Annotated in this window: 23 protein-coding genes and 1 pseudogene; 9 read left to right on the forward strand and 15 right to left on the reverse strand. The window is 50.8% G+C overall.

The features are described 5' to 3' along the window. Window positions 1-280: 280 nt before the first annotated feature. Both ACN0IC_RS11930 and ACN0IC_RS11935 read left to right on the forward strand, forming a co-directional pair. A complete protein-coding gene (locus tag ACN0IC_RS11930) occupies window positions 281-916 on the forward strand; it encodes an MT-A70 family methyltransferase (protein ID WP_416879009.1) in 636 nt (211 codons plus the stop codon). A gap of 6 nt (window positions 917-922) precedes the next feature. After that, complete coding sequence (locus ACN0IC_RS11935; RefSeq protein WP_416879010.1) at window positions 923-1,645, forward strand: BglII/BstYI family type II restriction endonuclease; 723 nt, start codon at window positions 923-925, stop codon at window positions 1,643-1,645. Window positions 1,646-1,655: 10 nt separating this feature from the next. Here ACN0IC_RS11935 and ACN0IC_RS11940 read toward each other — a convergent pair whose 3' ends face one another. Then, window positions 1,656-3,332: an AIPR family protein gene (locus ACN0IC_RS11940; protein WP_416879011.1), complete on the reverse strand. Its 1,677-nt coding sequence runs from the start codon at window positions 3,330-3,332 to the stop codon at window positions 1,656-1,658. Between the two features lie 302 nt (window positions 3,333-3,634). On the opposite strand from ACN0IC_RS11940, the gene ACN0IC_RS11945 reads away from it, so the two are divergent. Further along, window positions 3,635-4,021 carry an STAS/SEC14 domain-containing protein gene (locus tag ACN0IC_RS11945; RefSeq protein WP_416879012.1) on the forward strand — a complete coding sequence of 129 codons (387 nt, stop codon included), beginning with the start codon at window positions 3,635-3,637 and terminating at the stop codon, window positions 4,019-4,021. Window positions 4,022-4,490: 469 nt separating this feature from the next. Here ACN0IC_RS11945 and groL read toward each other — a convergent pair whose 3' ends face one another. From groL to ACN0IC_RS11965, 4 genes and pseudogenes are all read right to left on the reverse strand, one after another. Next, on the reverse strand, window positions 4,491-6,128 hold the full coding sequence (gene groL, locus ACN0IC_RS11950) for a chaperonin GroEL (RefSeq protein ID WP_416879013.1): 1,638 nt from the start codon (window positions 6,126-6,128) through the stop codon (window positions 4,491-4,493). 77 nt (window positions 6,129-6,205) lie between these two features. Further along, window positions 6,206-6,493: a co-chaperone GroES gene (gene groES / locus ACN0IC_RS11955; protein ID WP_416879014.1), complete on the reverse strand. Its 288-nt coding sequence runs from the start codon at window positions 6,491-6,493 to the stop codon at window positions 6,206-6,208. 300 nt (window positions 6,494-6,793) lie between these two features. Next, window positions 6,794-7,255 carry a YHS domain-containing (seleno)protein gene (locus ACN0IC_RS11960; protein ID WP_416879059.1) on the reverse strand — a complete coding sequence of 154 codons (462 nt, stop codon included), beginning with the start codon at window positions 7,253-7,255 and terminating at the stop codon, window positions 6,794-6,796. A gap of 280 nt (window positions 7,256-7,535) precedes the next feature. Next, a pseudogene (locus ACN0IC_RS11965) lies at window positions 7,536-7,805 on the reverse strand (type ISP restriction/modification enzyme); the annotation flags it as partial. Window positions 7,806-7,915: 110 nt separating this feature from the next. On the opposite strand from ACN0IC_RS11965, the gene ACN0IC_RS11970 reads away from it, so the two are divergent. From ACN0IC_RS11970 to ACN0IC_RS11980, 3 genes are all read left to right on the forward strand, one after another. Then, entirely contained in the window at window positions 7,916-8,113 is a 198-nt protein-coding gene (locus ACN0IC_RS11970) for a type IV secretory system conjugative DNA transfer family protein (protein WP_416879015.1), read from the forward strand. 218 nt (window positions 8,114-8,331) lie between these two features. Beyond that, window positions 8,332-8,529 carry a hypothetical protein gene (locus ACN0IC_RS11975; protein WP_416879016.1) on the forward strand — a complete coding sequence of 66 codons (198 nt, stop codon included), beginning with the start codon at window positions 8,332-8,334 and terminating at the stop codon, window positions 8,527-8,529. 12 nt (window positions 8,530-8,541) lie between these two features. After that, window positions 8,542-8,886: a hypothetical protein gene (locus tag ACN0IC_RS11980; RefSeq protein ID WP_416879017.1), complete on the forward strand. Its 345-nt coding sequence runs from the start codon at window positions 8,542-8,544 to the stop codon at window positions 8,884-8,886. A 3-nt stretch (window positions 8,887-8,889) separates the two neighbouring features. Here the strand turns inward: ACN0IC_RS11980 and ACN0IC_RS11985 are convergent, their stop codons facing one another. Further along, entirely contained in the window at window positions 8,890-9,939 is a 1,050-nt protein-coding gene (locus ACN0IC_RS11985; RefSeq protein ID WP_416879018.1) for a Fic family protein, read from the reverse strand. 486 nt (window positions 9,940-10,425) lie between these two features. On the opposite strand from ACN0IC_RS11985, the gene ACN0IC_RS11990 reads away from it, so the two are divergent. After that, window positions 10,426-11,388, forward strand: a complete 963-nt coding sequence (locus tag ACN0IC_RS11990; RefSeq protein ID WP_416879019.1) for a hypothetical protein — start codon at window positions 10,426-10,428, stop codon at window positions 11,386-11,388. 140 nt (window positions 11,389-11,528) lie between these two features. On the opposite strand, the gene ACN0IC_RS11995 is transcribed toward ACN0IC_RS11990, so the two are convergent. From ACN0IC_RS11995 to ACN0IC_RS12005, 3 genes are all read right to left on the reverse strand, one after another. Then, window positions 11,529-13,271 carry a SulP family inorganic anion transporter gene (locus ACN0IC_RS11995; RefSeq protein ID WP_416879020.1) on the reverse strand — a complete coding sequence of 581 codons (1,743 nt, stop codon included), beginning with the start codon at window positions 13,269-13,271 and terminating at the stop codon, window positions 11,529-11,531. Window positions 13,272-13,302: 31 nt separating this feature from the next. Then, complete coding sequence (locus ACN0IC_RS12000; RefSeq protein ID WP_416879021.1) at window positions 13,303-13,971, reverse strand: carbonic anhydrase; 669 nt, start codon at window positions 13,969-13,971, stop codon at window positions 13,303-13,305. A 382-nt stretch (window positions 13,972-14,353) separates the two neighbouring features. Beyond that, entirely contained in the window at window positions 14,354-15,304 is a 951-nt protein-coding gene (locus ACN0IC_RS12005) for a LysR substrate-binding domain-containing protein (RefSeq protein ID WP_416879022.1), read from the reverse strand. A 126-nt stretch (window positions 15,305-15,430) separates the two neighbouring features. On the opposite strand from ACN0IC_RS12005, the gene ACN0IC_RS12010 reads away from it, so the two are divergent. Beyond that, the gene (locus tag ACN0IC_RS12010) at window positions 15,431-16,423 is read left to right on the forward strand and encodes an LLM class flavin-dependent oxidoreductase (protein WP_416879023.1); all 993 of its coding nucleotides are present in this window, start codon (window positions 15,431-15,433) and stop codon (window positions 16,421-16,423) included. A 106-nt stretch (window positions 16,424-16,529) separates the two neighbouring features. Here the strand turns inward: ACN0IC_RS12010 and ACN0IC_RS12015 are convergent, their stop codons facing one another. Both ACN0IC_RS12015 and ACN0IC_RS12020 read right to left on the reverse strand, forming a co-directional pair. Further along, window positions 16,530-17,591, reverse strand: coding sequence for a TonB-dependent receptor domain-containing protein (locus ACN0IC_RS12015; protein ID WP_416879024.1), 1,062 nt, complete (start codon window positions 17,589-17,591; stop codon window positions 16,530-16,532). A gap of 8 nt (window positions 17,592-17,599) precedes the next feature. After that, window positions 17,600-18,799: a TonB-dependent receptor plug domain-containing protein gene (locus tag ACN0IC_RS12020; protein ID WP_416879025.1), complete on the reverse strand. Its 1,200-nt coding sequence runs from the start codon at window positions 18,797-18,799 to the stop codon at window positions 17,600-17,602. A 113-nt stretch (window positions 18,800-18,912) separates the two neighbouring features. Here ACN0IC_RS12020 and ACN0IC_RS12025 point away from each other — a divergent pair, with 113 nt between their 5' ends. After that, entirely contained in the window at window positions 18,913-19,845 is a 933-nt protein-coding gene (locus ACN0IC_RS12025) for a LysR family transcriptional regulator (RefSeq protein ID WP_416879026.1), read from the forward strand. Between the two features lie 34 nt (window positions 19,846-19,879). Here the strand turns inward: ACN0IC_RS12025 and ACN0IC_RS12030 are convergent, their stop codons facing one another. The 4 genes from ACN0IC_RS12030 to ACN0IC_RS12045 all read right to left on the reverse strand — a co-directional run bounded on the left by ACN0IC_RS12030 (window position 19,880) and on the right by ACN0IC_RS12045 (window position 24,920). After that, window positions 19,880-20,911 carry an alpha/beta fold hydrolase gene (locus ACN0IC_RS12030; RefSeq protein ID WP_416879027.1) on the reverse strand — a complete coding sequence of 344 codons (1,032 nt, stop codon included), beginning with the start codon at window positions 20,909-20,911 and terminating at the stop codon, window positions 19,880-19,882. Between the two features lie 99 nt (window positions 20,912-21,010). Further along, the gene (locus ACN0IC_RS12035; protein ID WP_416879028.1) at window positions 21,011-22,801 is read right to left on the reverse strand and encodes a glycoside hydrolase family 15 protein; all 1,791 of its coding nucleotides are present in this window, start codon (window positions 22,799-22,801) and stop codon (window positions 21,011-21,013) included. Next, window positions 22,785-23,513 carry a trehalose-phosphatase gene (gene otsB / locus ACN0IC_RS12040; protein WP_416879029.1) on the reverse strand — a complete coding sequence of 243 codons (729 nt, stop codon included), beginning with the start codon at window positions 23,511-23,513 and terminating at the stop codon, window positions 22,785-22,787. Before otsB ends, ACN0IC_RS12035 begins: the two co-directional genes overlap by 17 nt. A gap of 12 nt (window positions 23,514-23,525) precedes the next feature. Further along, window positions 23,526-24,920 carry an alpha,alpha-trehalose-phosphate synthase (UDP-forming) gene (locus ACN0IC_RS12045; protein WP_416879030.1) on the reverse strand — a complete coding sequence of 465 codons (1,395 nt, stop codon included), beginning with the start codon at window positions 24,918-24,920 and terminating at the stop codon, window positions 23,526-23,528. Window positions 24,921-25,023 lie beyond the last annotated feature (103 nt).

Below are 25,023 nucleotides of genomic sequence, written 5' to 3' on the forward strand. Positions count from 1 at the left end.
GCCGTCTCGTGCTCCAGAAGGTGACGTCTTCCTGTCCATGAGCAAAAGAACAATTCTGAATATAAGGGCAAATAGGGAAGTGAGGATCTATCTCTTGGAATTTTGATAAGTGTCTGAACGGATTTGGGTTTTTAAATGGATAAGTGCGGAGAGGGTTTGTCCTTTGCAAAAATTTGACTATTTTTATGTTCTTGATATGTTCTGTGTGTGTAAGTCGAAACACCAAATTTGTTATTCTAGCGGATTAGTCTAAGTTCCCTTAGAGAATCGGGAAGAGTGTATGGAACATGAAGCAAACGAAAATCTAAGAACTTTCTTAGATGGCCAGAAATTTAAGACAATCATGGCCGATCCACCTTGGCGGTTCACGAACCGCACCGGGAAAGTGGCGCCCGAACACAAAAGATTAGCAAGATATCCGACTATGAAATTAGATGATATATGCGCGTTGCCAGTTGAAGAGCATTTGGAAGACACCGCTCACTGCTACTTATGGGTTCCCAACGCCTTGTTGCCTGATGGACTTCGAGTCCTGAAAGAGTGGGGATTTACATATAAGTCTAACATTATTTGGCACAAAATACGAAAAGACGGGGGATCTGACGGGCGCGGTGTGGGTTTTTATTTTCGGAATGTAACCGAAGTAATATTATTCGGCGTTCGCGGCAAGAATGCTCGAACATTGGCTCCCGGACGAAGTCAGGTAAACCTAATTGCATCGCGTAAGCGTGAGCATTCTCGTAAGCCCGATGAACAGTATGATTTGATTGAATCTTGTAGTCCTGGCCCCTTTTTGGAATTGTTTGGGCGGGGCATCCGAGACGACTGGACAGTTTGGGGGAATCAGGCTGATGCCGACTATAAACCGACCTGGAAAACGTATAGCTACAATTCAGAATTAGAAGCTGCGGAATAGTTCCAGATGTCTGAAAAAAATGATGTGTCTTTTGGTCGTGGCGCAGACCCAGACAAATATACTTCCCACTATTTTGATGATGAATTATTGCAAAAATTCGAAATTCACAGTTACCGAAATGCAGCGGGGATTTTAGCCACAAGTTTTCCGGCCCAATTCGATTCTTTGCTCGAAGCCCTACGAAAATTTGAAATATCTGAAACCATGATCCGCGTTCCTGGTGGCAGCAAGGGACCAATTGCTAAGTATGTAGATACTTTATTTAGTGACAACTGGCGCGAACTCAGAATTTCTGCCGACCTACACGTTAAGCTGCTCGATGCTAAAAAGCGTTCTAAAACTGTTCACGAGTATACAAAGGTTGGTTATCTTGATGGTCACCGGATTGATTTTGTAAGCGACAAAGTCGCATTAGATCTCGAGTGGAACAGCAAAGATCAAACATATGATCGAGACCTCTATGCTTTTTCTGCCTTTTACGAAGCTGGTGCAATTGATTTAGGAATAATTCTGACGCGCGGATCCTCATTAGACACTAATTATTTTAGAAGTTTGGGAAAGGTACTTAAAAAAGACGGCCTTACCGAAGGCAAAGAAGATGTTTATAAAAAATTCGGTGCTTCAACAACTTGGATGGGTAAATTGTTATATAGGCTTGATGCAGGGCGGAATGGAGGCTGCCCAGTTTTGGCGATTGGAATTCGTCCTGAGTGTATAAGAAAAACCTAATAAAGTTTATCTAGCTGTAGAAACTGGCGACCAGTTTTTCGACCGAATGTGCTTTACCTTTTTTAATATCTTTCATTCTGTCTTTAATCAAACTTCCCATCAAATCGTTACAGAATTTTCTATTTTTCAAGTCAGATTTGAAGTTAAATTCCTCCAAAACATTCTGTTCTTCATGATTTAGATCAATAATGAGATCGTCTAAAATCTCTTTTGAGACAAATCGCAATACCTCAATTTCGCCATTTGCCACAATTTCTGAAATATCTTTGAACAAATTATATTCACCTACTTCGTCTTTAAAAATCTGGGAAAGTGTTTGAAGTATTAAGTATTTTGTTTGAGCATAACTTCCAAAACTTTTGTTCTTCAAGCCCGAACAAGCATTTTCTACTTCGCTATAGATTGCATCAATCCCTATTATTCTAGAGGCATTAACGATTGGACGTGCAAAAATGTCGTGGTACCTTGTTTCAAAAATATTAGAGAGTTGGTGTGTTGAAAAAGACTCCATCAAATCAAAAGTAATTAATAACTTTCCGGCCTTTTCGTTTGTTATAACAATTTTATCGGTCTCTGCTCCCCGTTTGATTTCGTATGCGTAGCCTAGGTCTAGTTCTACAAATTCTCCGGCAATTCGCGATTGGATCAAGTCGTTTGACCGTTTATCTCGTGGTCGAACTCCATTTTGAGTATTTGTTCTTTCTGTTATGTTGCTGGCCAATTTAGACATTATTTTAGCATCAATAACTCTGGTGAGAACGTGCAAGTCGTCCGTTAAATTATCAGCATTTAAATACAGTTGTTTAATGCTTTGCGCGCCGTTCACCACTGCGTAATTTTTAATAGAGATTTCAGATGTATTTTTATCAACCTGTAATTCGTCACATAAAATAATCACACCATTATGAAAGAGCGCGAATAAAGAATGCTCCTTATTATTTTCTACGGATTTTTTTATTCCCTTATTTACCTTCGTGTTACCTAATGGATATCTAACATTAATATCAAATAGTGTATTGTCCTGAATTCCATCCAAGGTTATCAGGTCGGTTGCCTTTGCCATAAAGGTGATCTGTTTTACATTGGTAGAAGCCTGATACTCTAGTGGTTCTGCATCATACTTAAACACCTTTTCCCCTGTTACCCCGCCTCCAGTTGCTGGTTCTATAAATATTTTGGACAAGCTGACTCGGTCATAGATAGATATATTTCCGGCCACCCCTGCTGATTCTTCTGCGTGAGAATTTGCCGTACTGTTGGTAACAAAATATCCTTTTAAGTTGTATCCATTTTTAATCAATTCATCGACTTTATTTGTTTCTAGAATGTTGGAGAGTTCTTTGTTTGGCGTTCCTTCTAATATTTTTTGGACTTTTTCTTCGCTGTCGAACAGTTGGATACTACCAGAAAAACCGCGTATTTCAGCGTCGCCAATTTGCTTGTCATCATTTTGCTTTAGTTTTGATTGGATGAAAATAATTTGTTCGTTGTCGTGATCAATAAAGAGTCCATCAATTCCTTTATCATTGCCCCCATCACAAATCGCGTCAACTGAACCTATTTCGTCCAGTCCTACAATATTTAGTAAAAACCACTTTAAAAACTTTAATGAATTTGAGCGATTGTCATCTTCCATTGCTTCTAGAATCTTTGAGATATTTTCAAAATTGAAGTCATCTGGCGTCATACAAAAGTTCACTATACAGTTAAGGTTGTAATTAATTCTGCTTTATAGAGACTGGCGAACTGTTAGCAATAGAAAATGTTGACTTAAAAAAGAAAGCCCCTGAAACAAATTAAGAGCCACCTAATTATTATATCAATAGAATTTTTCGATTTACGCTCCTTTGAGCCGATTGCGGTCGGCAGCTCTCAGTTATCAAAAGAAAATCAGTTTGTTCGAGCGACCTTTTTTATCTCCCCACACGGAACCCCACACCCCCTCAAATCATTCTATCTTTCCCCACCTTCGATTGACGGAGAGAGAGTATGATCAAGACAAACACCACCCAACTCCAATTCAAAGACGGTATTGCCTTTATGACCGTGACCGGAAAGGTTTCCGAGGCGGATATGGCGGCGGCGTTGGACTGGCTGCAATCGCAGGCCGAACAGCAGGCGGAGTTCAATCTGTGCATAGAGATGGAAAAGCTGGAGTTTCCGAGCCTCGGCGCCTTCAAGGAAGAATTTGGCCGTCTGGGCGAAGTTTTCAAAATGGCCAAATTCATGAAGAAATGCGCGCTAATCTCGCGGAGCGGGTTTGTCCGTACCTTTGCCAAGGTCGAGGGCGCGCTCTGGCCGGGTCTGGAAATGCGGGTCTATGAGCCCGAAGAGCGGGCCGAGGCCGTGGCCTGGTTGAAGATGGGTCTGGGGTAGGGGTGTAATTTCCTCCCCCCGTTCACGGGGGAGGTGGGCCGCCCATGCGGCTCGGAGGGGGGAGCTACATAAAATGGAGGTTGGCGAAATACGCTCCCCCCATCCCCGCTTTGCGGGACTTCCCCCGTAAACGGGGGAAGGAGTTTTGATCAATAAAAAAGGCGGCCCGAAAGCCGCCTTCATAATATTTCGCGAGACTGGAAAGTCGGCGAGGGATGCAACACTTGGACAATTTTGCTTTGGCAAAATTTCCAAGAAACTTCGGAGCGCAATTTTATTGCGCTAGTGTTGGGCGCATTTGCGTAAAAAAGGGCCACCTTTTCAGGTGACCCTCAAAATACTCGGACTGAGAGATCAGCGAGTGAGGCGAACGCTTTGGCAAATTTGCTTTGGGCAAATTTCCAAAGAAGTTCGGGAGGGCGGCTTTGCCGCCCTAATTTAATCCGCAGGGGCGGATTAAATCCCTCACTTACATCATACCTCCCATGCCGCCCATTCCGCCCATATCGGGCATGCCGCCTTCTTCCTTTTTCGGCGCTTCGCAGATGGCGGCTTCTGTGGTCAGGATGAGACCTGCGACAGAGGCAGCGTCGAGAAGCGCTGTGCGGACGACTTTGACGGGGTCGATAATGCCGGCTTTGACCATATCGACATATTTGTCGTTCTGGGCGTCATAGCCGTAATTGGCTTTGTTTTCGGCAATGATGTTGCCGGCCACAACCGCGCCTTCGACGCCTGCATTGTCTGCGATTTGGCGCAGAGGATATTGCAGAGCGGCTTTGACGATTTCGATACCCGCTTGCTCGTCATCATTGAGGCCTTCGACATCAATGAACAGAGAGGCACGCAAGAGAGCGGTTCCGCCCCCTGGGACGATGCCTTCTTCAACAGCGGCGCGCGTAGCGTTCAGCGCGTCATCAACGCGGTCCTTACGCTCTTTCACTTCGATTTCGGTCGAACCGCCGACTTTGATCACGGCTACACCGCCGGCGAGTTTCGCCAGACGCTCTTGCAGCTTTTCCTTGTCGTAATCGGAAGACGTCGCTTCGGCCTGGGCGCGGATTTGCTCGACGCGGGCCGTGATGTCTTTCTTCTTGCCGGCCCCATCAACGATCGTTGTATCGTCTTTGGTGATGTGGACGTGCTTGGCGGTGCCGAGGTCTTTCAGTGTGACGTTTTCGAGCTTGATGCCGAGATCGTCAGAGATCACTGTGCCGCCAGACAGGATCGCGATGTCCTGCAACATGGCTTTACGGCGGTCGCCGAAACCAGGGGCTTTGACAGCGGCGATTTTCAATCCGCCGCGCAGTTTGTTGACCACGAGCGTTGCAAGCGCTTCGCCTTCAATGTCTTCCGCGATGATCATCAGAGGCTTGCCGGTTTGGACAACCGCTTCGAGGATCGGCAGCATAGGCTGAAGGGAGGTCAGCTTGCCTTCGCAAAGTAAGATGTACGGATCGTCCAGCTCGGCTTTCATCTTTTCAGAGTCGGTGATGAAGTAAGGGGACAGGTAACCGCGGTCAAACTGCATGCCTTCCACAACGTCGAGTTCTGTTTCGGCTGTTTTGCCTTCTTCGACGGTGATGACGCCTTCATTGCCCACTTTGGACATGGCTTCGGCAATCATTTCGCCGATGGACGGTTCGCCATTGGCAGAGATTGTGCCGACCTGAGCGATTTCCTCGGATTTCGAGATTTTCTTGGCTTTGGCCAGCAGGTCTTTCGCGATTTCAGCCGAAGCTTTGTCGATACCGCGTTTCAGATCCATCGGGTTCATCCCGGCGGCGACGCGCTTCAGGCCTTCGCGAACGATGGCTTGCGCCAGAACGGTCGCGGTGGTTGTGCCGTCACCGGCTTTGTCATTTGTTTTGGAGGAAACCTCGCGGAGCATCATCGCGCCGAGGTTCTGGAACTTGTCGTCCAGCTCGATTTCTTTCGCGACGGAGACGCCGTCTTTGGTTGTGCGCGGGGCGCCGAAAGATTTTTCGATAACAACGTTACGACCTTTTGGGCCGAGCGTGACTTTAACTGCATTGGCGAGAATATCTACGCCTTCCAGCATTTTGGCCCGTGCTTCCGAGCCGAATTTGACGTCTTTAGCCGCCATAATAATATCTCCTTAGAGAATTGAGTGTTCAGGTATTAAAATACCCGCCAGAGCGGGCATGATCGAGGCGTGCTGGCTTAACCAATCACACCCATGATGTCGGATTCTTTCATGATCAACAGGTCTTTGCCGTCAATCTTGACTTCCGTACCGCCCCATTTGCCAAACAGGACGCGATCGCCTTTTTTGACATCGAGGGCAACAACTTTGCCGTCTTCGCCGCGGGCGCCGGGGCCGACTGCGACAACTTTGCCTTCGGAAGGTTTTTCAGTGGCGTTATCAGGAATGATAATGCCGCCGGAAGTTTTTGTGTCTTCTTTGACACGTTCGACGACCACGCGGTCGTGGAGGGGACGAAATTTCATAGTCTCACTCTCTCAGGTTCTCAGGGTTAACGTTTAGCACTCCCATAGGGAGAGTGCCAGTGACCCGCATATGAGAGGGCGCCGGAGCGTCCGCAAGTGGGCTTATGAAAATTTTTTGTACTTTTTTGATTTTCTGCAGGCGCCCCGCCTCGCTGCGCCAGAGATCCGGCCGCCGAACCAGAGACCCGGCCGCCGAAAACGCAAACGCCCTGCAAAACCAAGCCAAGAGGGACCGGTTTTGCAGGGCGCGGCAGGACTGCGAGGAGAGGGGGGCAGTCCCGGGGATAGAGACGAAAGGGCCTAGTTGATCACCTCTGGCCATTTTGCATCCGCCTGGGTAATGAGATTGCGTTTGTCCGTTTCCCATTTGCTCTGAATGTCGTCATTATAGTTCAGGTAAAGCTTGTCATCGACAATTGTCCAGTTCTTGGCGTCGCCCTTGGCCGTTTTGCCCTGCGCGGCGGCCCAGGCGCAATGGCCGCCATATTGCGGCGCGTATTTTTCCGGGTTGGAGATAAAGGCGTTGAGATTTTCCAGGGAAGAAAATTTCCATTCCGCGCCTTTGTATCGGGTCGAGAATTTTTTCTCGCCTTCCACGGCTTTCCCCTGTTTGAAATAGGCCACAGCGTCATAGCCCTGAAGGGCGTCATCAGAGAAGGTGCCGGTATAGACCGGGGAGTCATCGGCCATGGCAGCCGGGGCCGCCGCCAGAGCCGGCAATCCGGCCAGAGCGAGCGCGATAATATAGGGTTTGATCTGCATAGCGTTTCCTTTCCGTTTCGGGAAAATGATATCTGGTTTGCCGGCGAGCCCTAAAGGTGTCAGGCCCGCCAACAATAAATTCCGCATAGCAAAATCCGTTCCCCGCGTCTCTAAACAGAGGAGTCACATCTCTGTGAAAGGGGGCGGACGGTTAAGACGTCACGGGAGTGGGAGGGGGCGAAGGGAGTCATCAAGCTTACAGGCCCTTTAATCAACTCTTTCTCTGTCATTCCGCACGTAGCGAAGCGAAGATGCGGAATGACAGCAAAAAAGAGCCGGTCTAACCCAAATTCATCTCTATCGTTTTCATGATCCGGTCGGTCTCGGAGAGGATTTTGATGATTTTCTGATAATGGCGCAGATCGTCAAAGGACGGCTCCCGCCCCTTTCGGTCTTTGAGCCATTTCTGCGCGGGTTGATAACCGCCAATATAGAATTCCCAAGAAATGAGCGGGACATTATCGAAATACTGGCTCGGACTGATATGGACGCGGCCCATAACTTCATCGAGTGGCTTAAATGTCGGCTTCACGACAGTATCGCGGCCGTCCTCGTCTTCACTTTCGCCGATAAGGCAGGTGATTTAACGCTCAGCGCATATAAGGGAGGCGGCAGCGGTTATCGGCACAATGCGGCTATGACAGCAGTAAACGGCACGTCATGGCTGCTCGGTGTTCTTATCACCGTCATCCCGTTCAGATTTCACAAGGGTTGTTATATTACAGCGAAAATGCGCGGCGGCGCTCTAAAATGAGACGGTCTCTAATTACGCCTGAAGAGGTGCTGAATATGGCCGATGATGAAGTGATTAGCTTCATTTCTGGCAAGGACATCCCGCCGATATTTCATAATAAATAGCCATATTATCTCAAACTCAAAGCGGGGCAGTTTTATCCAAACCCCAATCATCCGCCTACAGATCGGGTGAGCGTGAAAACATGGCGCGGCACAAAAACACTACCAGTGCGCCGCGTTCGTGTCCCGCAACATCTAGCGCATTTCCCGCAGCACCAAGATGGGTGGATGCAAATAATCGAGTCGTAGAATCGTCTGAATTGTTCTAGTTAGATGTGGCTATGGAGTTTTGGTCTGAAATTACCTTATTGATTGTAGGCGCGTTAATTGCGCTTCTTTCGTCCATTTTGACGGCGTATTTCAGTCATAAAAACCAAGCTAAAACTCAAAAAGCGCAGTTTGAGCATGAAGTTTTCCAAAGCGACCGTCAGAGAAAAGTACAGGTGGCAGAGGAATTATATGGCTTGTTTTCGAAATAGAACACACATGTTTTGACATCTCACTTGATGCTGACCAAAGTGATGGAAGGTCAGGTTGATTATAACAAATACCTCGACCAGTTGATTGAAGTGGGGGAGGAAGCGGACATTGACGCTCATCGAATTGAGCTTTTGTTTAAAGCCTATTTTCCTGAAATTGATGAACTTCGGGAGCGAGTCTCCGAAATGTTATCAGACCATAATTCTGTCATTCACGCTCACAAAAAAGCATACAAAAATGGCGAACGCGGCGAGGATTTCATTGGAGCGTTCACCTTTACTCAGATTGAGTTTGATAAAGCTTGCAAGGCCGTCAAAGAGGCTTTGATTGTGGAATTGCGGAAGATTGATGGATGAGTTTTATGCCAACGCGTACCAGACGCCGCGCCCGCGTCCGTGCATGACAAGATGGCCTTTATCAACAAGGTTGCGGAAATGCTCTTTGAGCGTATTGCGGCTTGTACCCGTCAGTCTAATCATATCGCCAATAGTCACACGCCCATGTTTACGGGCATGTTCAAGGATTTGAACAGACAACTCTGGCAATGCGGCCAGCACGATTTTCTCCCGCTCGACTTTGACCGAGAGGTTTTTCATCTGGCGATGTAATGAGCGCAGGAAGAACAAAATCCAAGGCTGCCAGTTCGGCGCATCCGTTCTGATCGTGCCTTGGGTTTGGCGCAGCGCCAGATAATAGCCTTCCTTGCTTTTCTCGATGATACTTTCCAATGATGAATAAGGGACATATTCATAGCCGCAACGCAAAAGCAGAAGCGTTGTCAGAACGCGGCTCAATCGTCCGTTCCCGTCCTGAAAAGGGTGGATTTCCAAAAACACGACAATAAACACCGCAATCACTAGCATTGGATGCAATGACTTGTTTTCAAGAGCCTGCTGCGTCCATGTCACCAGCTCTTCCATGAGCCTCGGCGTATCGAACGGCGAAGCAGTCTCGAACACGATACCGACTTGCTTGCCCGTTTCATCAAAAGCCGCGACGCTGTTGGAGCCTGTCTTGTAATTCCCGCGATGGCGTTCATCTTTCTGGCTATGCATTAGCAAATCACGGTGAAGCTGTTTGATATGGTTCTCGGATACAGGGATGTCTGTCCATGCGCGAAACACTGCTTCCATCACGTCCGCATATCCCGCGACTTCCTGTTCATCGCGTGTCTCGAAGGATTTGATTTCAAGATTGGAAAGGAGCTTTTCCACATCACGGTCTGAGAGTTTGCTCCCCTCAATACGTGTGGATGATCCGATACTTTCAATGGTCGCCACACGCCGTAGTGCCGATAGGCGTTCAGGCGCTAATGTACCAAGCGCCCGCCAAGCGCCCTTGAATTCATCGATCTCTGAAATCAAAGCCAATATGTCGGGCGTGATCGTTATGGTGTCTATTTTTATCATTCCATCCAATAATACACCCAATTACACCCATTTTACAATACCAATAACACACCCATAAACACCCAATTAAGCAATCTTTCCTCCAATGGCTGGAGCGGTCAATGATAAGCCTCGTCTCTCAACGACGGAGACAAATCATGAGCCAAAAGCAAACTCAAGGGCAAATACAGGAAAGCGACAAAGCCCGCGCATCGAAAACAACCCGTGATTTCGATGCCTAAACGTCTTGGACGCGCTGCATATATTCGGCGATATGGTCAGTTTTCAAAATAAGTCCTCCCTGAACTCACCCCTAGCGTGTTGTCTTTGACAGGGACACTGTTTTTTGGGCCGTAACACGGCTCGGCCGTCTTATTTAAACGTCTTTAAACCTGTCCAAATTGAAATGCTGTGGCCGCATTCCGGCCTTATTTGGGCTGTCTTTGGCGGGAACTCCGATGGGGAATAACCGTTTAATAGCCCATGGAGAAAAAGAAAGGACATAACATGTCAAAAGAATTCCTTAAATCCGGAGCCGCCGGCTTTGCGCTTGTGGCTTCCCTCTTCGTTATTTCGCCTGCCACGGCCCAGCTGGGCGGCGTAACCGGTCAGGTTGGAGGCGTTGTCGATTCGACCGCGCGCACCACAACTGACCTGCAGTCCAAAACCCGTCTGGAAAAAGAGTCCGATCTGCGCAAGGCCAAAGCCAAGGCTGACCTTGAAAATCAGACCGATCTTTCCAATCAGACAGAGGTCGGAGCGGACGCTATGGGCGATGCTCAGAGCCGTCTGGGCGACGACGTCATGACGGACACAACGGCTGACGCCGCGGCGAACGCCAGATCACAGACCGATTTGTCCAGCACGACACGAACCGGCGCCGAGATTGACGGCAGCGCTGTCAGGCAGGAGATGCTCGACACCATGACCGAGGGTCAGACAACCGTTGAAACAGCTGGCGAGGTGATGGTGGATACGGCGACGAAAACGTCGGGTAGAACCGCCGCTTCCATTGAAGCTCAGAATGACGCCATGTCAGAGACTATAGTGGGTACGGGCGAAACTGTTCAGAGCCAGGCAGATGTTGACGGGACGGTTTCCGGCGACGCGGAAGCCGGCACGACCCTCGGCGTGACGGCTCCTTCGAGTGTCGGCGTTGGCATTTCCAGCCCGGTGGCGGTTGGCGTTCAGTCTAACTCCTCCGCAGATGCGCGCTATTCAGGCCGGACAGAAGCGGGCGTGGCGGCCAGAGCGCCTACGACGTCTCTGGACGGTATGCTGACGATTGGCACGACTGTCATGTCAACTTCCGGCGCGATGCTCGGAACGATTAGTGGTCTGCAAACGACAGAGGCCGGCGTTATCAGCGCTGTTAATCTCGAAGGACAGGCGAAAGCCGTCCCCGTGAGCGCGCTGTCGGCAGAAGGCGATGTCTTGGTGTCGTCCATGACGGAAGCTGACGTAAAATAAAGAGTCTCGGTAAAACGAAGCCGAATATTAGGCCCGCTCCGTCTAACGGGGCGGGTTTTTTATTGGCGCAATGGCCTAACGTGTTGCCATAAAAAACCGGCCCGAGGGCCGGTTGATTTGATAGGCATCGTCTTTCGGCACTACGCCGGAAGCGGTTCGCTGCCGGATGTCGGCTTACCGCCCTTGGGGTTGCTGCCGATTTGCTCGGCGGCATGGCGAAGCGCAGTCAGGCGATCTTCGAACGCATAGTTCGGATCGAGCGCCTCGTCGATGCGCAGGCCTTTCAGCTTTTTCATGACTTCAGGGCTGATGCCGCTCGTATAGACCCGCTTGCCGGAGGCTTTGGCATCCACGGCGATGGTTTCAATGGCGCGGGCCGCCGACACGTCGACAAAAGGCAGACGCGAGAAGTCCAGGATGATAGCGCCTGAACCTGCTGGAACGCCCTGACGGACATGATGGCCGAGGTCGGCCGCGGCGCTAAAGCTCATCGCGCCGCCGAAATCGAACATGGAAATCCGTCCGTCGGACTCTTCGAGGATTTTGCGTTCTTCCGGCGTAGTTGTGCGGGGCAGAACGTTAGACGCCTCTTTGAGCTGAACATCGGCTGTGCGCCAGACAAAGGCCAGAGCCGCCAGGACAACGCCGAGACCGACCGCCGTGATAAGGTCGACAAAGACCGTCACGAGAAGAACCAGCATCATGATGACATAGTCAAAACGCGGGCCTTTCAGGGCGCTGCGAATATAAGAAAAGTCGATAATGTCATAGCCCACCTTGACCAGAATACCGGCCAGAACGGCATGCGGGATCTTTGCCGCGAGCGGCGACAGAACCAATACAATGGCGAGAAGGACCAAGCCGTGCACCATACCGGAAATCTTTGTCGTCCCTCCGGTTCTGATATTGACCATGGTCCGCATGGTGGCGCCGGCGCCCGGAAGCGCGCCGAAGAAACCGGCAATCGTATTGCCCACGCCCTGACCAATTAATTCCTGATCGGAATTATGACGGGTGCGGGTCACATTATCGGCCACGAGAGAGGTCAAGAGACTGTCAATCGCGCCCAGAACCGCCAAGATAACGGCGGCTTCCAGGACAATCACCAATGTGTTTCCTGAAAGTTGCGGAAGAACGAAGTCCGGAATACCGCTCGGAATAGCGCCGAGGATCGGCACATTGGTCAATAGGAGGCCGGCCAGCGTCCCGACAATAAGCGCTGCCAGAGTGCCCGGTAGAAATTTGGAGAATTTCTTGGGCCACAAAAAGACCGTTGCCAAAGTCAGAACCGCGAGGCCCAACGCGCTATAATTAATATTGGAGATGGCGACCGGAATGGCCTCTATCGCGGAGAAGACAGTGCCGCCTTCGGGCGCGCCGCCAAAGAGACGGGAAAATTGGAGCAGAATAATGATAACGCCAATCCCGCTCATAAAGCCTGAGATCACCGGATAGGGAACAAGTTTGATATATTTACCAAGTTTGAAGACCCCGGCCAGAATCTGCATGATACCGCCCAGAACGACCGCTGCAAACAAGAGCGGGATAGCCGAGAGGACCTGCTCTTCGACGGTCATGGACGGATCCATGGTCGCGACAAGAGACGCCAGAAGTCCAGCAAACACCACGACCATCGGGCCGGTAGGGCCTGAAATCTGAGTGTTGGTCCCGCCAAACAAGGCCGCGAAGAACCCGACAATGATCGCGCCCCAAAGGCCGGCAATCGCGCCGCCTTCCACGCCCGGCGGGAAAACACCCGCGCCAAAGGCCAAAGCCAAAGGAAGCGCGACGATACCGGCGGTCAGGCCGCCATAAATATCTCCGCGGAGATTTGAAAAGTCGAAAATGGGCGGTTTCCCCGCCCGGTCACCAAGCAATGCCATGGCAAAGCTCCTTTAAGAAATAAGGTTTAAATCAAGCGGCTGAGTCAGAAAGGCCGGACACTCTGGCGACTTCCTTGGCGTAGCGCTCATCAACAAATTGGAATTGCTTCTGTTTTTCGTCGTAAGCTGTCACGGCGCCGGATTTGATGTCATACACCCAGCCATGAAGTTGAACTTCGCCTTTGGCCAAGGCAGCCGCAACAGAGGGGTGCGTCCGTAAATGCTGAAGTTGGAGCAGAACATTCTGCTCAATCAGAAATGACATTTTCTCGTCATCCGTCATGTCATCGCCCAGTTTGTCAACGATGGACACAGCGGCCTTTGAATAGCCGAGCCAGCGTTTGACATGTGGCAGGCTATCAAGACCTTCAGGGTTCATGGCCCCCGCCATCGCGCCGCAACCGGAATGTCCGCAAACAACAATATGCGGCACTTTCAACACAGCGACAGCATATTCAATGGAGGCGGTCATTCCGCCCGTATGCTCCGTATGAGGCGGCACAATATTACCGGCATTGCGGCAGATAAATAGCTCGCCCGGGCCGGTTTGGGTGATCATACCCGTTTCAATGCGGCTATCGGCACAGGTGATGAAAAGCGCTTCAGGGCTTTGACCATGGCTCAGCTCTTCGAATAAAGATTCTTTTTCAGGGAAAACGGCGCTTTGAAATTTTAAAACACCAGCGGCAAAACTCGGCATAGAGAACTCCTGTTGGATTAGCGATAAATAATTCTGAAGTTGAAAACTGTCGGTTTTTTACGGGCCATTTGACGGAATAGCAAATCGGGTGGGCGGACCATCTTTCGCCAACCTGTCTCTTTGCATGTCAAAGGCCTTTCAAAATGATTGGGCCAAGCTGAAACAGAATGAGGGGGTAAATACACAACGAGGGGGAGTGCATTTCTCTGTTTCGCCTGACCCAAAACTTGGGGACAAAATTGACCTGTTTCCAAGTCATATTGCCTATAGCGCCGTCAGGATTATAGGTAATATACTAATTCATTATCTTATTCATAGCTTCAAACTATGGAAAGGGAATGATCCGAACGGGATAACCATATGAGGATCGGAAGTATGAACCTCATTGATTTCGGCTTTTAAATTGAGGCGCTTCGACTTTGTCCGACTGGCTCATCAAATGGCAGGCAACCTGACGAAAAACTACGCCGATTTTTTCAAATTTTTCAAAGAGCGGAGAGGAGGGACGCCATGTCAGGCTAATTTGACGCTTAGCCAGAGGGTGGTCTATGCGCCGGACAATTAATTGCGGATCGCGCTTGGCCTCTGAAATGGCGTATAGACTTGGCAGAACCGCGATACCGCTGCCCATAGACGCCATTTGGCGAATGGCGTCCAGACTCGTTCCCTGATATTCCTCACTGGTCGCAGCGCCAGCCTCGCTGGCCAGCCTTTCGACAATGTTGGAAAATTTCTGGCTGTTTCCGAGTGTCAGCAATTCCCGGCCTTTCAAATCTTTGAGTTTTATCGGTCCGCGAGAGCTGGCGAGTTTATCATCGGGGGGCACACAGATATAAATATTTTCTGTCACGAGCAGGAGGCTTTCCATTTCAGGGTGATCCTCTGGCGTGGAAAGAATAATATCGAAACGGCCATCCTGTAATCGCGCTTGGAGATCTTGCGTCGGTTCCTCCCGTACGGCGAGGCGCAATTCGGGATAGGTCGTGTGAAGCTCGCGGGTGGCCTTCGGTAAGAGGTAAGGCCCTATCGTTGGCAGCACGCCCAAGCGTACCCGCCCGGCCAAACGTCCATCCGCTTCCTGTGCCAAGACTTTCAACTCTTCGGTTTCACGTAAAATCAGTCGCGCGCGCCGCACCACTTCCTCGCCAACCGGCGTCATCATCGCGCCCTGACGACCGCGCTCCAATAATGTGATGGCGAGATGGTCTTCCATATCTTTTATTTGCGCAGAGAGACTCGGCTGACTGACAAAACAGCGTTTGGCCGCAGCGCTGAAAGATCCGGTTTCTGCGATTGCGACGAGATATTCAAGTTGCCGGAGCGTGGGTTTCATGACGCAAACTTAAAGAGTTTCACCCTATGATGAAATGAAATTTCTGTGATTTAACCTATAGGTCGCAGGCCAGGATATGGCGGAAGCGCCCTTTGAATAGGGCGGCGTCCATCCCATATGAATCATATGAAAAATTTTTCCCTCCTTGATCTCTCCCCCGTTCCCGAAGGCCACACAACCGCTGAAGCGTTGTCCAACACTGTTGAACTGGCGCAGTTAGTGGACGCGTCAGGCTATCACCGGTTTTGGCTGGCCGAGCATCACAATATGCCGGGCATTGCCAGCGCGGCGACTTCCGTCGTGATCGGCCATGTGGCAAATGCGACCAAAAATATACGGGTTGGGGCAGGCGGAATCATGTTGCCCAATCACGCGCCGCTTATGGTGGCAGAGCAGTTCGGCACGCTGGCAACATTATTCCCGGATCGCATAGACCTCGGTTTGGGGCGCGCGCCCGGCACGGATATGACGACGACGCGAGCGCTTCGCCGAAATACCGGAGCAAATGACAGGTTTCCGCAGGATGTGCAGGAATTGCTGCAATATTTTGGAGACGCTCAAGACGGCCAAAAGGTTCGGGCCATTCCGGGCGAAGGCACAAAAGTGCCCATCTGGATACTCGGCTCCAGCCTATACGGCGCGCAGCTCGCTGCCCATTTCGGATTGCCCTATGCTTTTGCCTCGCATTTTGCTCCGGCCATGCTCGAGCAGGCCTTGCAGATTTACCGCGAGACCTTCCAGCCGTCGGAATATCTGGACAAGCCGCATTTCATGCTCGCCGCCGGAGTCTGCGTGGCCGACACGGATGAGGAAGCAGACTATCTTCGCTCATCTCAGAAACTCGCCTTCGCCCGGCTGCGTTCCGGAAACCCCGGCAAACTCCCTAAACCCAGCCGCGATATCGACGCGCAAATTCCGGCGGAGATGAAAGCGCAAATCGAGCACGCCATGTCCTGTTCTGCCGTAGGTTCGCCAGAGACAGTCGAGGCTCAGCTCCGCCAATTAATCGATAGGCATAAACCTGATGAAATTATTGTTACGGGTATGATCCATGATCATCAGGCGCGCCTGCATTCTTTCAAAAATGCGGCGACGATATTGAAGGGTCTGTGCGAATAGAGCTGAAACCTATTTGGGGTTTATAGATAAGCCATAAAAAAAGGTAGCGATAAACGCTACCTTTTAGAGTCAAGCTAGGAGGAATTAGCTTTTGACCCGAGAGTCTCTAGTAATCGAAGTTTAGCTCGATCCCGACCTGACGACCGCGGCTAAGCGGCGCGAATGTGCCGCCGAGCGGAACGCCGCCAAGCGCAGCCGGAAGCTGCGTGTCATTGCCGTGCTGCACATCATTGGTGAGGTTCTTCCCGTAAATTGTGAAGGAGACATTGTCGCTGCCCAGTCCGAATGTCAGGCTACCATCGACGCGGTCAGCGGGGTTCAAGACGCCCAAATTGCTATCCGTGTAAGCGGCGGCGTCTCTATGCGCATAATTCACATTCAGAGTGGTCTCACCCAAAGCCGGAATGGTTTTAGAATAAATAAATCCGGCATTGGCTGTCCAAGGGGCCAAGCGGGCCAAATCCAAATCTTCATCTGCTTCGTTGATGACGCCGTCGCTGTTTAAGTCAAAAATAACAGATGTATAATCACCGTCCGTATAGCCGACCGAACCTGTTAAAACGAGATTGTCCGTGACCGGATAAGTGGCTTCTAATTCGAAACCGCGAATGTCAGCATCGGCAACGTTACGAATAACCTGTACAACGCCTGTTGTCGGATCCGACAGATTGATCTCGCGCTGAAGGTCCTTGGCTTTATTAAAGAAGGCCGCGCCGTTAAATCTCGCGCCCAAAATGGGCTCTGATTTAAAACCAAGTTCAAAAGAATCGATTTGCTCGTCTTGGAAAGGACCCGGGCCAAAATTGACTGTGTCAGCCGCCGTGTTGCGGAAATTATATCCGCCCGCCCGGAAAGATCGAGACCAATGGCCGTAAACACGGAAATCTTCATTCACCTCATATCCAAAGCCGACTTTAGGAGACCAGTTGGAGGTTTCAAATGTATCGTTGAAGTCGAAGTCACATTCTCTGGAAGAACGCGTATCGCCCGGCACAACAATACAGGGAGAGTTGACGTTTGCCACGAGGGACGCGATTTGAACGTCCTTTCGTTCATCTGAATAGCGGATGCCGGCGTTCACACTAAATTTGTCTGTGACATCATATTCACCCGCGGCGAAAACACCGAACGTTTCAGAGTCCTGAAATCCGCCGCCATCTTGGGTCAAGGCGGGCCTTACGCCGCCTGTCGCAATGCCGAGAAGGTCACGCTGCTCGCCATAGAAAAGGTCCTGTGTAAAGTAAAAAGCCCTGTTGTGAAATCGAGCCTGTCGTCCAGGAAACGGCCATTATAGCGAATTTCGTTAGAGAACTGTTCCTGGTCGGTCGCAAAATTTGCGTGGAAGAAATAGCCAGGAGAGGCGTCAATATCGCTTCGTCCGAACTGAGTGTAGCTCCGATATCCGAAGATATTTGTAATCGTGCCATTGCCAAATCCGACATCCAAATCCGCCCGGGCGCTGAACTGATCCCATTCGGCATCGTTCGAGCCTTCTTCATCAATCGAGAAGTTGAAAGTTTCACGATCAAAATTTACCACTTGGCCGTCAATGCCGGACCCATTTGTATGGCTTTGACTTGCAGGGCCGTCGCCTTTGGTGTCGCCCATTTCATATTTCAAGAGCAATTCGAAATTGTTGCCGGGCGTAAATTTGGCGCCTGTCCGAATAAGGGTCGTCTCGGATTCCCCGTGATTTTCGCCGTTGAAGGAGTTTTCAAACCAGCCTTTGTCATTGTTATGATAAACGCCGAGTTTTACGGAAAGAAGGTCTTCGACAACGGCGCCCGACATTGTGCCGGAGGCAAAGTAGTTCGCGCCCGTTCCGCGCAGGCCGGATTCAGCCGCAAGCTTTCCTTTGAACGAAAATTCTTCTGTTGGGTCGCCTGTGTTGATTAGAACAGCGCCGCCCGTGACATTGCGGCCAAATAAGACGCCTTGTGGGCCGCGCAGCGTTTCAATGGATTGCAGGTCGAACGTATCCAGAACAACGCCGGCATTAATGCCGAGATAAACGCCGTCCACGAATACGCCCACAGCCGGGTCAATCGAAGGAATTGATGAATTCACGCCAAGGCCCCGAATGGAGAAGTTAGCCGTGCCTTTGGCTGTGGCAATATCATCAAGCGCCACATTGGGCATCTTGAAGCTCAGACCGGAAATGTCCCGGACTTGCAGGGCGTCAAGTTGATCTTCTCCGAAAGCCGTAATCGCCACGGACGTTTCCTGAACATTTTCTCCGTCGGCTTTTTTAGTCGCCGTGACGATGATTTCGTCCGTCAGGACGCTGGCCGATTGCGCGTAGGCACTGGCAGGCACCAAGGCGGCTGCTGCGATGAGTGAAACGGCAGACACATTTGTAGTGAAAAAAGCACGCATATAAATTTCCCCGAAATTATAATTTCATTTTATGGTTCACTTTCGCGGCTTTAAGGACGAGATACAAATATATTTATTATTGTTACTTCCACTAAAATATGTATTTATGAGCAATGCTCAAATTTGACCATATCCGGCATTTTATAGCGACCGCCGAGACTGGGAGCATTAAAGACGCTGCGGAGAAAATCCGAATTTCTCCAACCTCTATTCGCCATTCAATAGAGAAATTGGAATCGGGATTAAATGCGACGCTTTTCGTGAGACGGCCCTCCGAAGGCGTCTCGCTGACAAATGACGGCTACCGCCTGCTTGAGCGGACAACACATTTAATAAGCGATGTCGAAGATATTGAATCGCTTTTCATCACGTCGAAAAGAAAGCTCCGGGGCAATCTCATTATTGGTTGCCAGGAGGGACTGACTTGGTCTCTCGTTCCGCGCGCCATTGAGTTGATGAACCAGGCGCATCCCGATGTGAATATTTCGGTTAAAACAGTCTGGATGGAAACGCAGTTTGAAACGCTTGAAAAGGCTGAGGTCGATGTGCTTCTGACCTTCACTTTGGAGGAGGTTAAAGACAAGAGGTATCAGGCACATGTGCTCTGCCGTCCACAAGCCTGCGCGATGATGCGTAAAGGTCACGACCTTGATACCGGTAAGCCTGTAAAGCTCTCTGACCTCGCCAATTATCCTCACATCTTCATTCAGGACGGGCCGGCGATGACCTTGTTTTCAGGGATGTATCAAAAAGTCGGTCTGGAGCCCGCCATATATATGTATAGTAATATCAGCACCGGCGCTCAGTCCGTTGTCGGCCGAACGGACGCTATCTCCTTACGCATTCTTCGCCCTGCCATTGGTCTCACGCCTCTAGGGGACGGGATGGTTGTGCCGATGATAAAAGATAAAGTTCAAAAGCCCTGGCTTGTCGCTATGACGAACAAGATAAAGCGTCCTTTAGCCCTCGATAAAAGAACCGAATTTATAAATATCTGCCACGAGCTGTTCGATGGCGGCCAGATGAAAAAACATATTTATTATTAATTCTTTGGCACAAGAGGCGTTTAAAGAGAACCTTTTACGACTCGTTTAAATAACTCTGAAGTGCAGCGATAAATGCTTCATAATCTTCCAAATGCGGGAGATGACCAATGCCCGGAAACTCCACCAGTTTCGAGTTTGGAATCCGCGCTGCCGCCTGTTTGCCGAGGCGGTCGTAACGGCCTAGTTCCTGACGCTCCGTCTCGCTCACCAAGTCCTTATTCAAGGCAGAGCGATCGCGCGTGCCAATCAAGAGGAGTGTTGGCATTTCGAGTTTATCCAAATCCTGCACCACGGGCTGGGTGTAAATCATATCATATTGCAGAGCGCTAATGCGGGCGAGGCGGGGGTAGTCCGGACTTTTGAGGGGTGCGGCAAAGATGTCCAGGCTCCGGTCAAATTTCTCTGACCATTTCCCGTCATAATAGCTCTCGCGCATATAGGATTTCATCTTGCCCCGCGTCATATCGAGATTGCGCGCTTCCCACTCTTCGACGGTGCGGTAGGGGGTGAGCGCTTGGTAATCCTCAAGTCCCAGCGGATTAAGCAATATGAGCGTCTCTACGCGTTCCGGGTAGCTTAGCGCCATTCGGGTTGCCAAAACGCCGCCTGTGGAATGGCCCAGAATCGTGGCTTTCTCAACGCCAAGATGATCCATTAATTCCAAAGTTTGCGAGCCGAGGCGCTGGAAACTAAACGGCCCCATCGGTTTGCTGCTTTTACCCCATCCGATATGATCAGGGATAATGACATGGTGGCCCGACGCCGCAAGGTCGCGCGCCGTCTGGCCCCAATAATCACCTGTGAAGTTTTTACCGTGCAAGAGAACAATTGTACGCCCGCTGGCCTCTGCGGTGGGGGCGACATCCTGATATGACATGACGAGCGGCCGCCCCGCGTCATCCGTCCCGTCCAGTTCCAAGCTCTGGCTCGGATAGGCATAGTCTATAGATTCCAGATTTATTCCGGTGACAGGGGGAGTGGATGTCTCCTGAGCCGCTACTGTCGTGCAGAGAGCAGACGCTAAGAATAGGGTTCCGGCAAAGATAACAGATTTGAATGAGGTCATAATAATGGGCTCTCAAAGTTTAGACGGCGGAGGAAATTTATCTTTCACGACTTGCAAAGCCCCGCGTCTTTATTTGTTCCCTTCGACCGACAGGGGTATCTAGATTGTTTCTGTCCACTTCCGGCTCAACAAGGCGGCGGAATTAATTATCCCGACCATACAGTAGGTTTGCGGGAAATTGCCCCAGAGCTCTCCGGTCTCTGTGTCCACATCCTCAGAAAGAAGGCCGAGATGGTTGCGTGTGGAGAGGATGTTCTCGAACAGGCGGCGGGCTTCGTCCTTGCGGCCAATGCGCGATAGCGCGTCGATATACCAGAAGGTACAGGCGGTGAAGGCGGTCTCAGGCCGACCGAAGTCATCCTCGACTTTATAGCGGTAAATGTGATCGCCTTCGCGGAGTTCCGCCTCTATGGCTTCGACCGTGCCGACATATCGCGGATCTTGCGCAGAGATAAATCCGATTTCAGCCATGAGCAGGACAGAGGCATCCAGAGCCTCTCCGCCGAAAGCGGCGGTGAAGGCGTTGCGCTCTTCATTCCAGGCTTCAGCGAGAATTTTCTGGTGGATCAGGCCCGCGCGTTCTTCCCAATAGGTTTTGCGGTCAGTCTGCCCAAGATGCGCGGCGATTCGGGAAAGCCGGTCACACGCTGCCCAGCACATAATGGCGGAAGAGGTGTGAACCTGCGCAATGGTCCGAAACTCCCAGATACCCGCATCGGGTTGATCGTGCATGGCATAGGCGCGTTCGCCCACAGGCTCGAGTGCTTTGAACTCGGCAAGGCCGGGATTGTTTAAGAGGCGTTTGTCGAAAAAGCTCTGCGCGACGCCGAGCACAATCTGGCCGTAAACATCATGCTGAATGTGTTCTGCTGCCTGATTCCCGACGCGCACCGGGCCCATATTGCTATAACCGGGCAAAGCCTCGGCAATGGTCTCGGTGAGTTTTTCTTCCAGGCTGATGCCGTAAACGGGCTGAATGTGGCCGCCCTTGGAATGCGAGACGATATTGCGGACCCAGCGCATATAATGCTCGAGCGTTTCCATCTCGGACAAGCGGTTCAGGGCTGTCACCGAGAAATAGGCGTCCCGAATCCAGCAATAACGATAGTCCCAATTACGCTGCGACCCGGAATGTTCCGGGATAGAGGTTGTCAGCGCGGCAACAATGCCGCCGGTCTCCTCGAATACGCAGAGCTTGAGCGTGATGGCTGCGCGAATAACGGCGTCCTGCCATTCAATCGGGATGGCCAGGCTGCGCGACCAGCGATACCAATAGCTCGCCGTGCGGCGATACCAGTCATCTGCCAGAGCATGGACGCTATCGGCCAGAGCTTCGTCGGCGTTGAGGATAAAGGTCACGTCATTATCGAGCAGGAATTGCGTCCCGTTCATGACATAAGAAACGGGCGCGTCTGTGGTAATACGAAAACGGGTGTCCTCGGACTCATATCGGATATGATTGACGCCGCGCTTGGGCTTGATCTTTGTTTTCCCCCATTCAGCCTCGACAGATAGTGTGATCGCAATTTTGGGCTCGCCCGCAATGACATGGAACTGCCGCACGACGGCGGCGGGACGGAAAGTGCGTCCGTTTTTGTCAAAGCGCGGCGAAAAATCGACAATTTCCAATATGCTGCCGTCTTTCGCTTCGAGCCGCGTACGGAGAATTGCCGTGTTTTTCTCGTAACTCTGGCTGTGTTTCTCCAGACCTTCCATCCAGACGCCGAACGTGCCGCCGCCATTCATGAGGCTGTTAAAGACGGGCTCTCCGTCCAGACGCGGCAGGCAGAGCCAGCGATAGGCTCCGCGTCTGTCTATCAGTCCGGCGACCGTGCCGTTGCCGACAATGCCCAGATCCAGACCTTGTTCTGTTTTATTTTTCTGCGTCATGAAACTCTTTCAAATATATATAGACGGCGGCCACATCCGGCAGGCGATATTGCGCGAAGGTGTCTTCCTTCCCGACTTTTATCGACATTCCGCCGAGTTCATTTACCACCTTGAACGCGTCTTCATCGGTCGTGTCATCGCCTATCATGACCGGGCGGCGCCCCTTAAACGGGGATAGGGTCATGGTTTTGACCAGGCATTCGCCCTTATTGGCGCCTTTCGGTTTGATTTCGAAAATGCATTTCCCCTCCTGCAGACTATAATCTGGATAGTTTTGCGTTAGCGGAGCAAGCTTCTCTCTCAAAGTGGCCTCGGCCTTTGGTGCTTTTCGGTAATGAAGGGCGACAACCGGCCCCTTGGCCTCGACTTCTACGCCTGTGAGCGGCTCCGTCAAAGCCTTGAGGCCGTTCATAAAGTCATCAGGCAAAAAGGAGGTCGGGGCCATTGCCGCTTCTTTGGGCCCGGCAGAAAATAGGCCGTGATTGCCAAACCGCCAAACCTCGCTCGGAACGCGTTCCGATAAGTCGCGCAAATCCCGACCGGAAATCAAGGCGACCGCGCCGCCCAGTTTTTGCGACAGGCCCAAAATTATTTCTGCGCCGCCTTCGGGCAAAGTGACCTTATCCGCTTCCTCCTGAATGGGGGCAAGCGTTCCGTCAAAGTCGAGGAATAAGGCATCTTTTAAAGAAAGGGGCGCGGGGTATGACGACAAAACTGGATCCAATTAATTAACGGAAACGGTTTTGAGAGCCGTCAGGAAGCGCTCGCGCCACCATGAAATGTCTTCGGAGCAAATTCCCTCATGAAGAGATTGCCAACGTTTTTTTCGTTCGATCAAGGGCATAGCAAGAGCTTTTGCAACAGCATTGGAAATCTCGCTCGGACTGTGTGGATTGACCAGCAGAGCATCTTTCATCTGCTCGGCAGCCCCCGCAAATTGCGAAAGGACCAAAACGCCCGGATCTTGCGGATCCTGCGCGGCGATAAACTCCTTGGCCACCAAATTCATGCCGTCCTGCAAAGGGGTTACTAGGCAAACCTCCGCCAGACGGTAAAGGCCTGCCACCTCTTCGCGAGCATATCCCCGCGCCAAATAGCGAATGGGAATCCAGTCAAGATCGCCATAATCCCCGTTGATACGCCCGGCAAGAGCGTCGAGTTTCTCTCTTAGATGCATATACTCATCGACCATCTCCCGGGATGGCGGTGCGACCTGGGTGAAGGAAACTTTACCGTGCTGGCCGGGATAGTCATCAAAGAATTTCGCCATGCCTTCAAAGCGCTGAGGCAGGCCTTTGGAATAATCCATGCGGTCCACGCCGAGGACAAGACTTCGGTTGCGCTGGAATTTTGATAATCGATCCCGCGCTTCTTCTGCCGCTTCTCCGGTCGAAGTCTCCTCAAACGATTTTACATCAATGCCGATCGGGCAGTGAAGAATTTTTACTTCTCGCTCGCCGACCTTGAGAACCGTATCACTCATGGGCGTGGCGTCCATTTCCCGCTCCAGATACATTTTCAGGTTCGCGACGTCCCGCTTACCCTGAAGCCCGATAACGTCATAGGAAATGAGACCTTCGATTAACAATTTATGATCCGGAATGGACCGGAAGGCGTCAGGACTCGGAAAAGGTATATGGAGAAAAAAGCCGCAGGACAGAGTCGATTCCATATCTCTCAGAAATTTCGCGACCAAGAGAAAATGATAATCATGCACCCAGATGATGTCATTTGTGTCGGCCATATTCACCGTGTTTTCGGCGAAACGTTTATTTATTTCGACATAGGTTTTGAAGTTTTTATCGTCAAATTTGGCGAGATCGACACGGCCATGAAAGACAGGCCATAAAACGCTGTTGGAATAGCCGAGATAAAAATCCTCATATTCCGTTTTGGTGTAATTGCACAATGCAAAGTCAACGCCGTCCTGTTCGGTCTCGGAAAATCGCGTGCTTGGAAAGTCGTAAATCTTGCCGCTCCATCCCATCCACACTCCCTGGGAGGATTTTAACGCGTCCCAAACGGCCACGGCCAGTCCCCCGGCTTTGGATTTTGTTCCAAAAGCGGTCCGGTTGGAGATGGCGATCAATCTGCTTTTGACAGTCTCTGGTTGGGCCAAGATGCGATCCGACAAGGTTAAAACATATAGTCAGACAAATCCTATAACAGGAATTAGTTTCAATCTAAAGACAGGGGCGGGCAGAGGGAGATTTTAGAAGCGG

It is taken from the genome of Litorimonas sp. (assembly GCA_029936425.1).
Lineage (GTDB): Bacteria > Pseudomonadota > Alphaproteobacteria > Caulobacterales > Maricaulaceae > Litorimonas.

Excerpts from the sequence above, each read along its gene's own strand:
- ACN0IC_RS11930 (WP_416879009.1), top strand. The coding sequence starts at position 281 with ATGGAACATGAAGCAAACGAAAATCTAAGAACTTTCTTAGATGGCCAG.
- ACN0IC_RS11935 (WP_416879010.1), top strand. The coding sequence starts at position 923 with ATGTCTGAAAAAAATGATGTGTCTTTTGGTCGTGGCGCAGACCCAGAC.
- ACN0IC_RS11940 (WP_416879011.1), bottom strand. The coding sequence starts at position 3,332 with ATGACGCCAGATGACTTCAATTTTGAAAATATCTCAAAGATTCTAGAA.
- ACN0IC_RS11945 (WP_416879012.1), top strand. The coding sequence starts at position 3,635 with ATGATCAAGACAAACACCACCCAACTCCAATTCAAAGACGGTATTGCC.
- groL (WP_416879013.1), bottom strand. The coding sequence starts at position 6,128 with ATGGCGGCTAAAGACGTCAAATTCGGCTCGGAAGCACGGGCCAAAATG.
- groES (WP_416879014.1), bottom strand. The coding sequence starts at position 6,493 with ATGAAATTTCGTCCCCTCCACGACCGCGTGGTCGTCGAACGTGTCAAA.
- ACN0IC_RS11960 (WP_416879059.1), bottom strand. The coding sequence starts at position 7,255 with ATGCAGATCAAACCCTATATTATCGCGCTCGCTCTGGCCGGATTGCCG.
- ACN0IC_RS11970 (WP_416879015.1), top strand. The coding sequence starts at position 7,916 with ATGGCTGCTCGGTGTTCTTATCACCGTCATCCCGTTCAGATTTCACAA.
- ACN0IC_RS11975 (WP_416879016.1), top strand. The coding sequence starts at position 8,332 with ATGGAGTTTTGGTCTGAAATTACCTTATTGATTGTAGGCGCGTTAATT.
- ACN0IC_RS11985 (WP_416879018.1), bottom strand. The coding sequence starts at position 9,939 with ATGATAAAAATAGACACCATAACGATCACGCCCGACATATTGGCTTTG.
- ACN0IC_RS11990 (WP_416879019.1), top strand. The coding sequence starts at position 10,426 with ATGTCAAAAGAATTCCTTAAATCCGGAGCCGCCGGCTTTGCGCTTGTG.
- ACN0IC_RS11995 (WP_416879020.1), bottom strand. The coding sequence starts at position 13,271 with ATGGCATTGCTTGGTGACCGGGCGGGGAAACCGCCCATTTTCGACTTT.
- ACN0IC_RS12000 (WP_416879021.1), bottom strand. The coding sequence starts at position 13,971 with ATGCCGAGTTTTGCCGCTGGTGTTTTAAAATTTCAAAGCGCCGTTTTC.
- ACN0IC_RS12005 (WP_416879022.1), bottom strand. The coding sequence starts at position 15,304 with ATGAAACCCACGCTCCGGCAACTTGAATATCTCGTCGCAATCGCAGAA.
- ACN0IC_RS12010 (WP_416879023.1), top strand. The coding sequence starts at position 15,431 with ATGAAAAATTTTTCCCTCCTTGATCTCTCCCCCGTTCCCGAAGGCCAC.
- ACN0IC_RS12020 (WP_416879025.1), bottom strand. The coding sequence starts at position 18,799 with ATGCGTGCTTTTTTCACTACAAATGTGTCTGCCGTTTCACTCATCGCA.
- ACN0IC_RS12025 (WP_416879026.1), top strand. The coding sequence starts at position 18,913 with ATGCTCAAATTTGACCATATCCGGCATTTTATAGCGACCGCCGAGACT.
- ACN0IC_RS12030 (WP_416879027.1), bottom strand. The coding sequence starts at position 20,911 with ATGACCTCATTCAAATCTGTTATCTTTGCCGGAACCCTATTCTTAGCG.
- ACN0IC_RS12035 (WP_416879028.1), bottom strand. The coding sequence starts at position 22,801 with ATGACGCAGAAAAATAAAACAGAACAAGGTCTGGATCTGGGCATTGTC.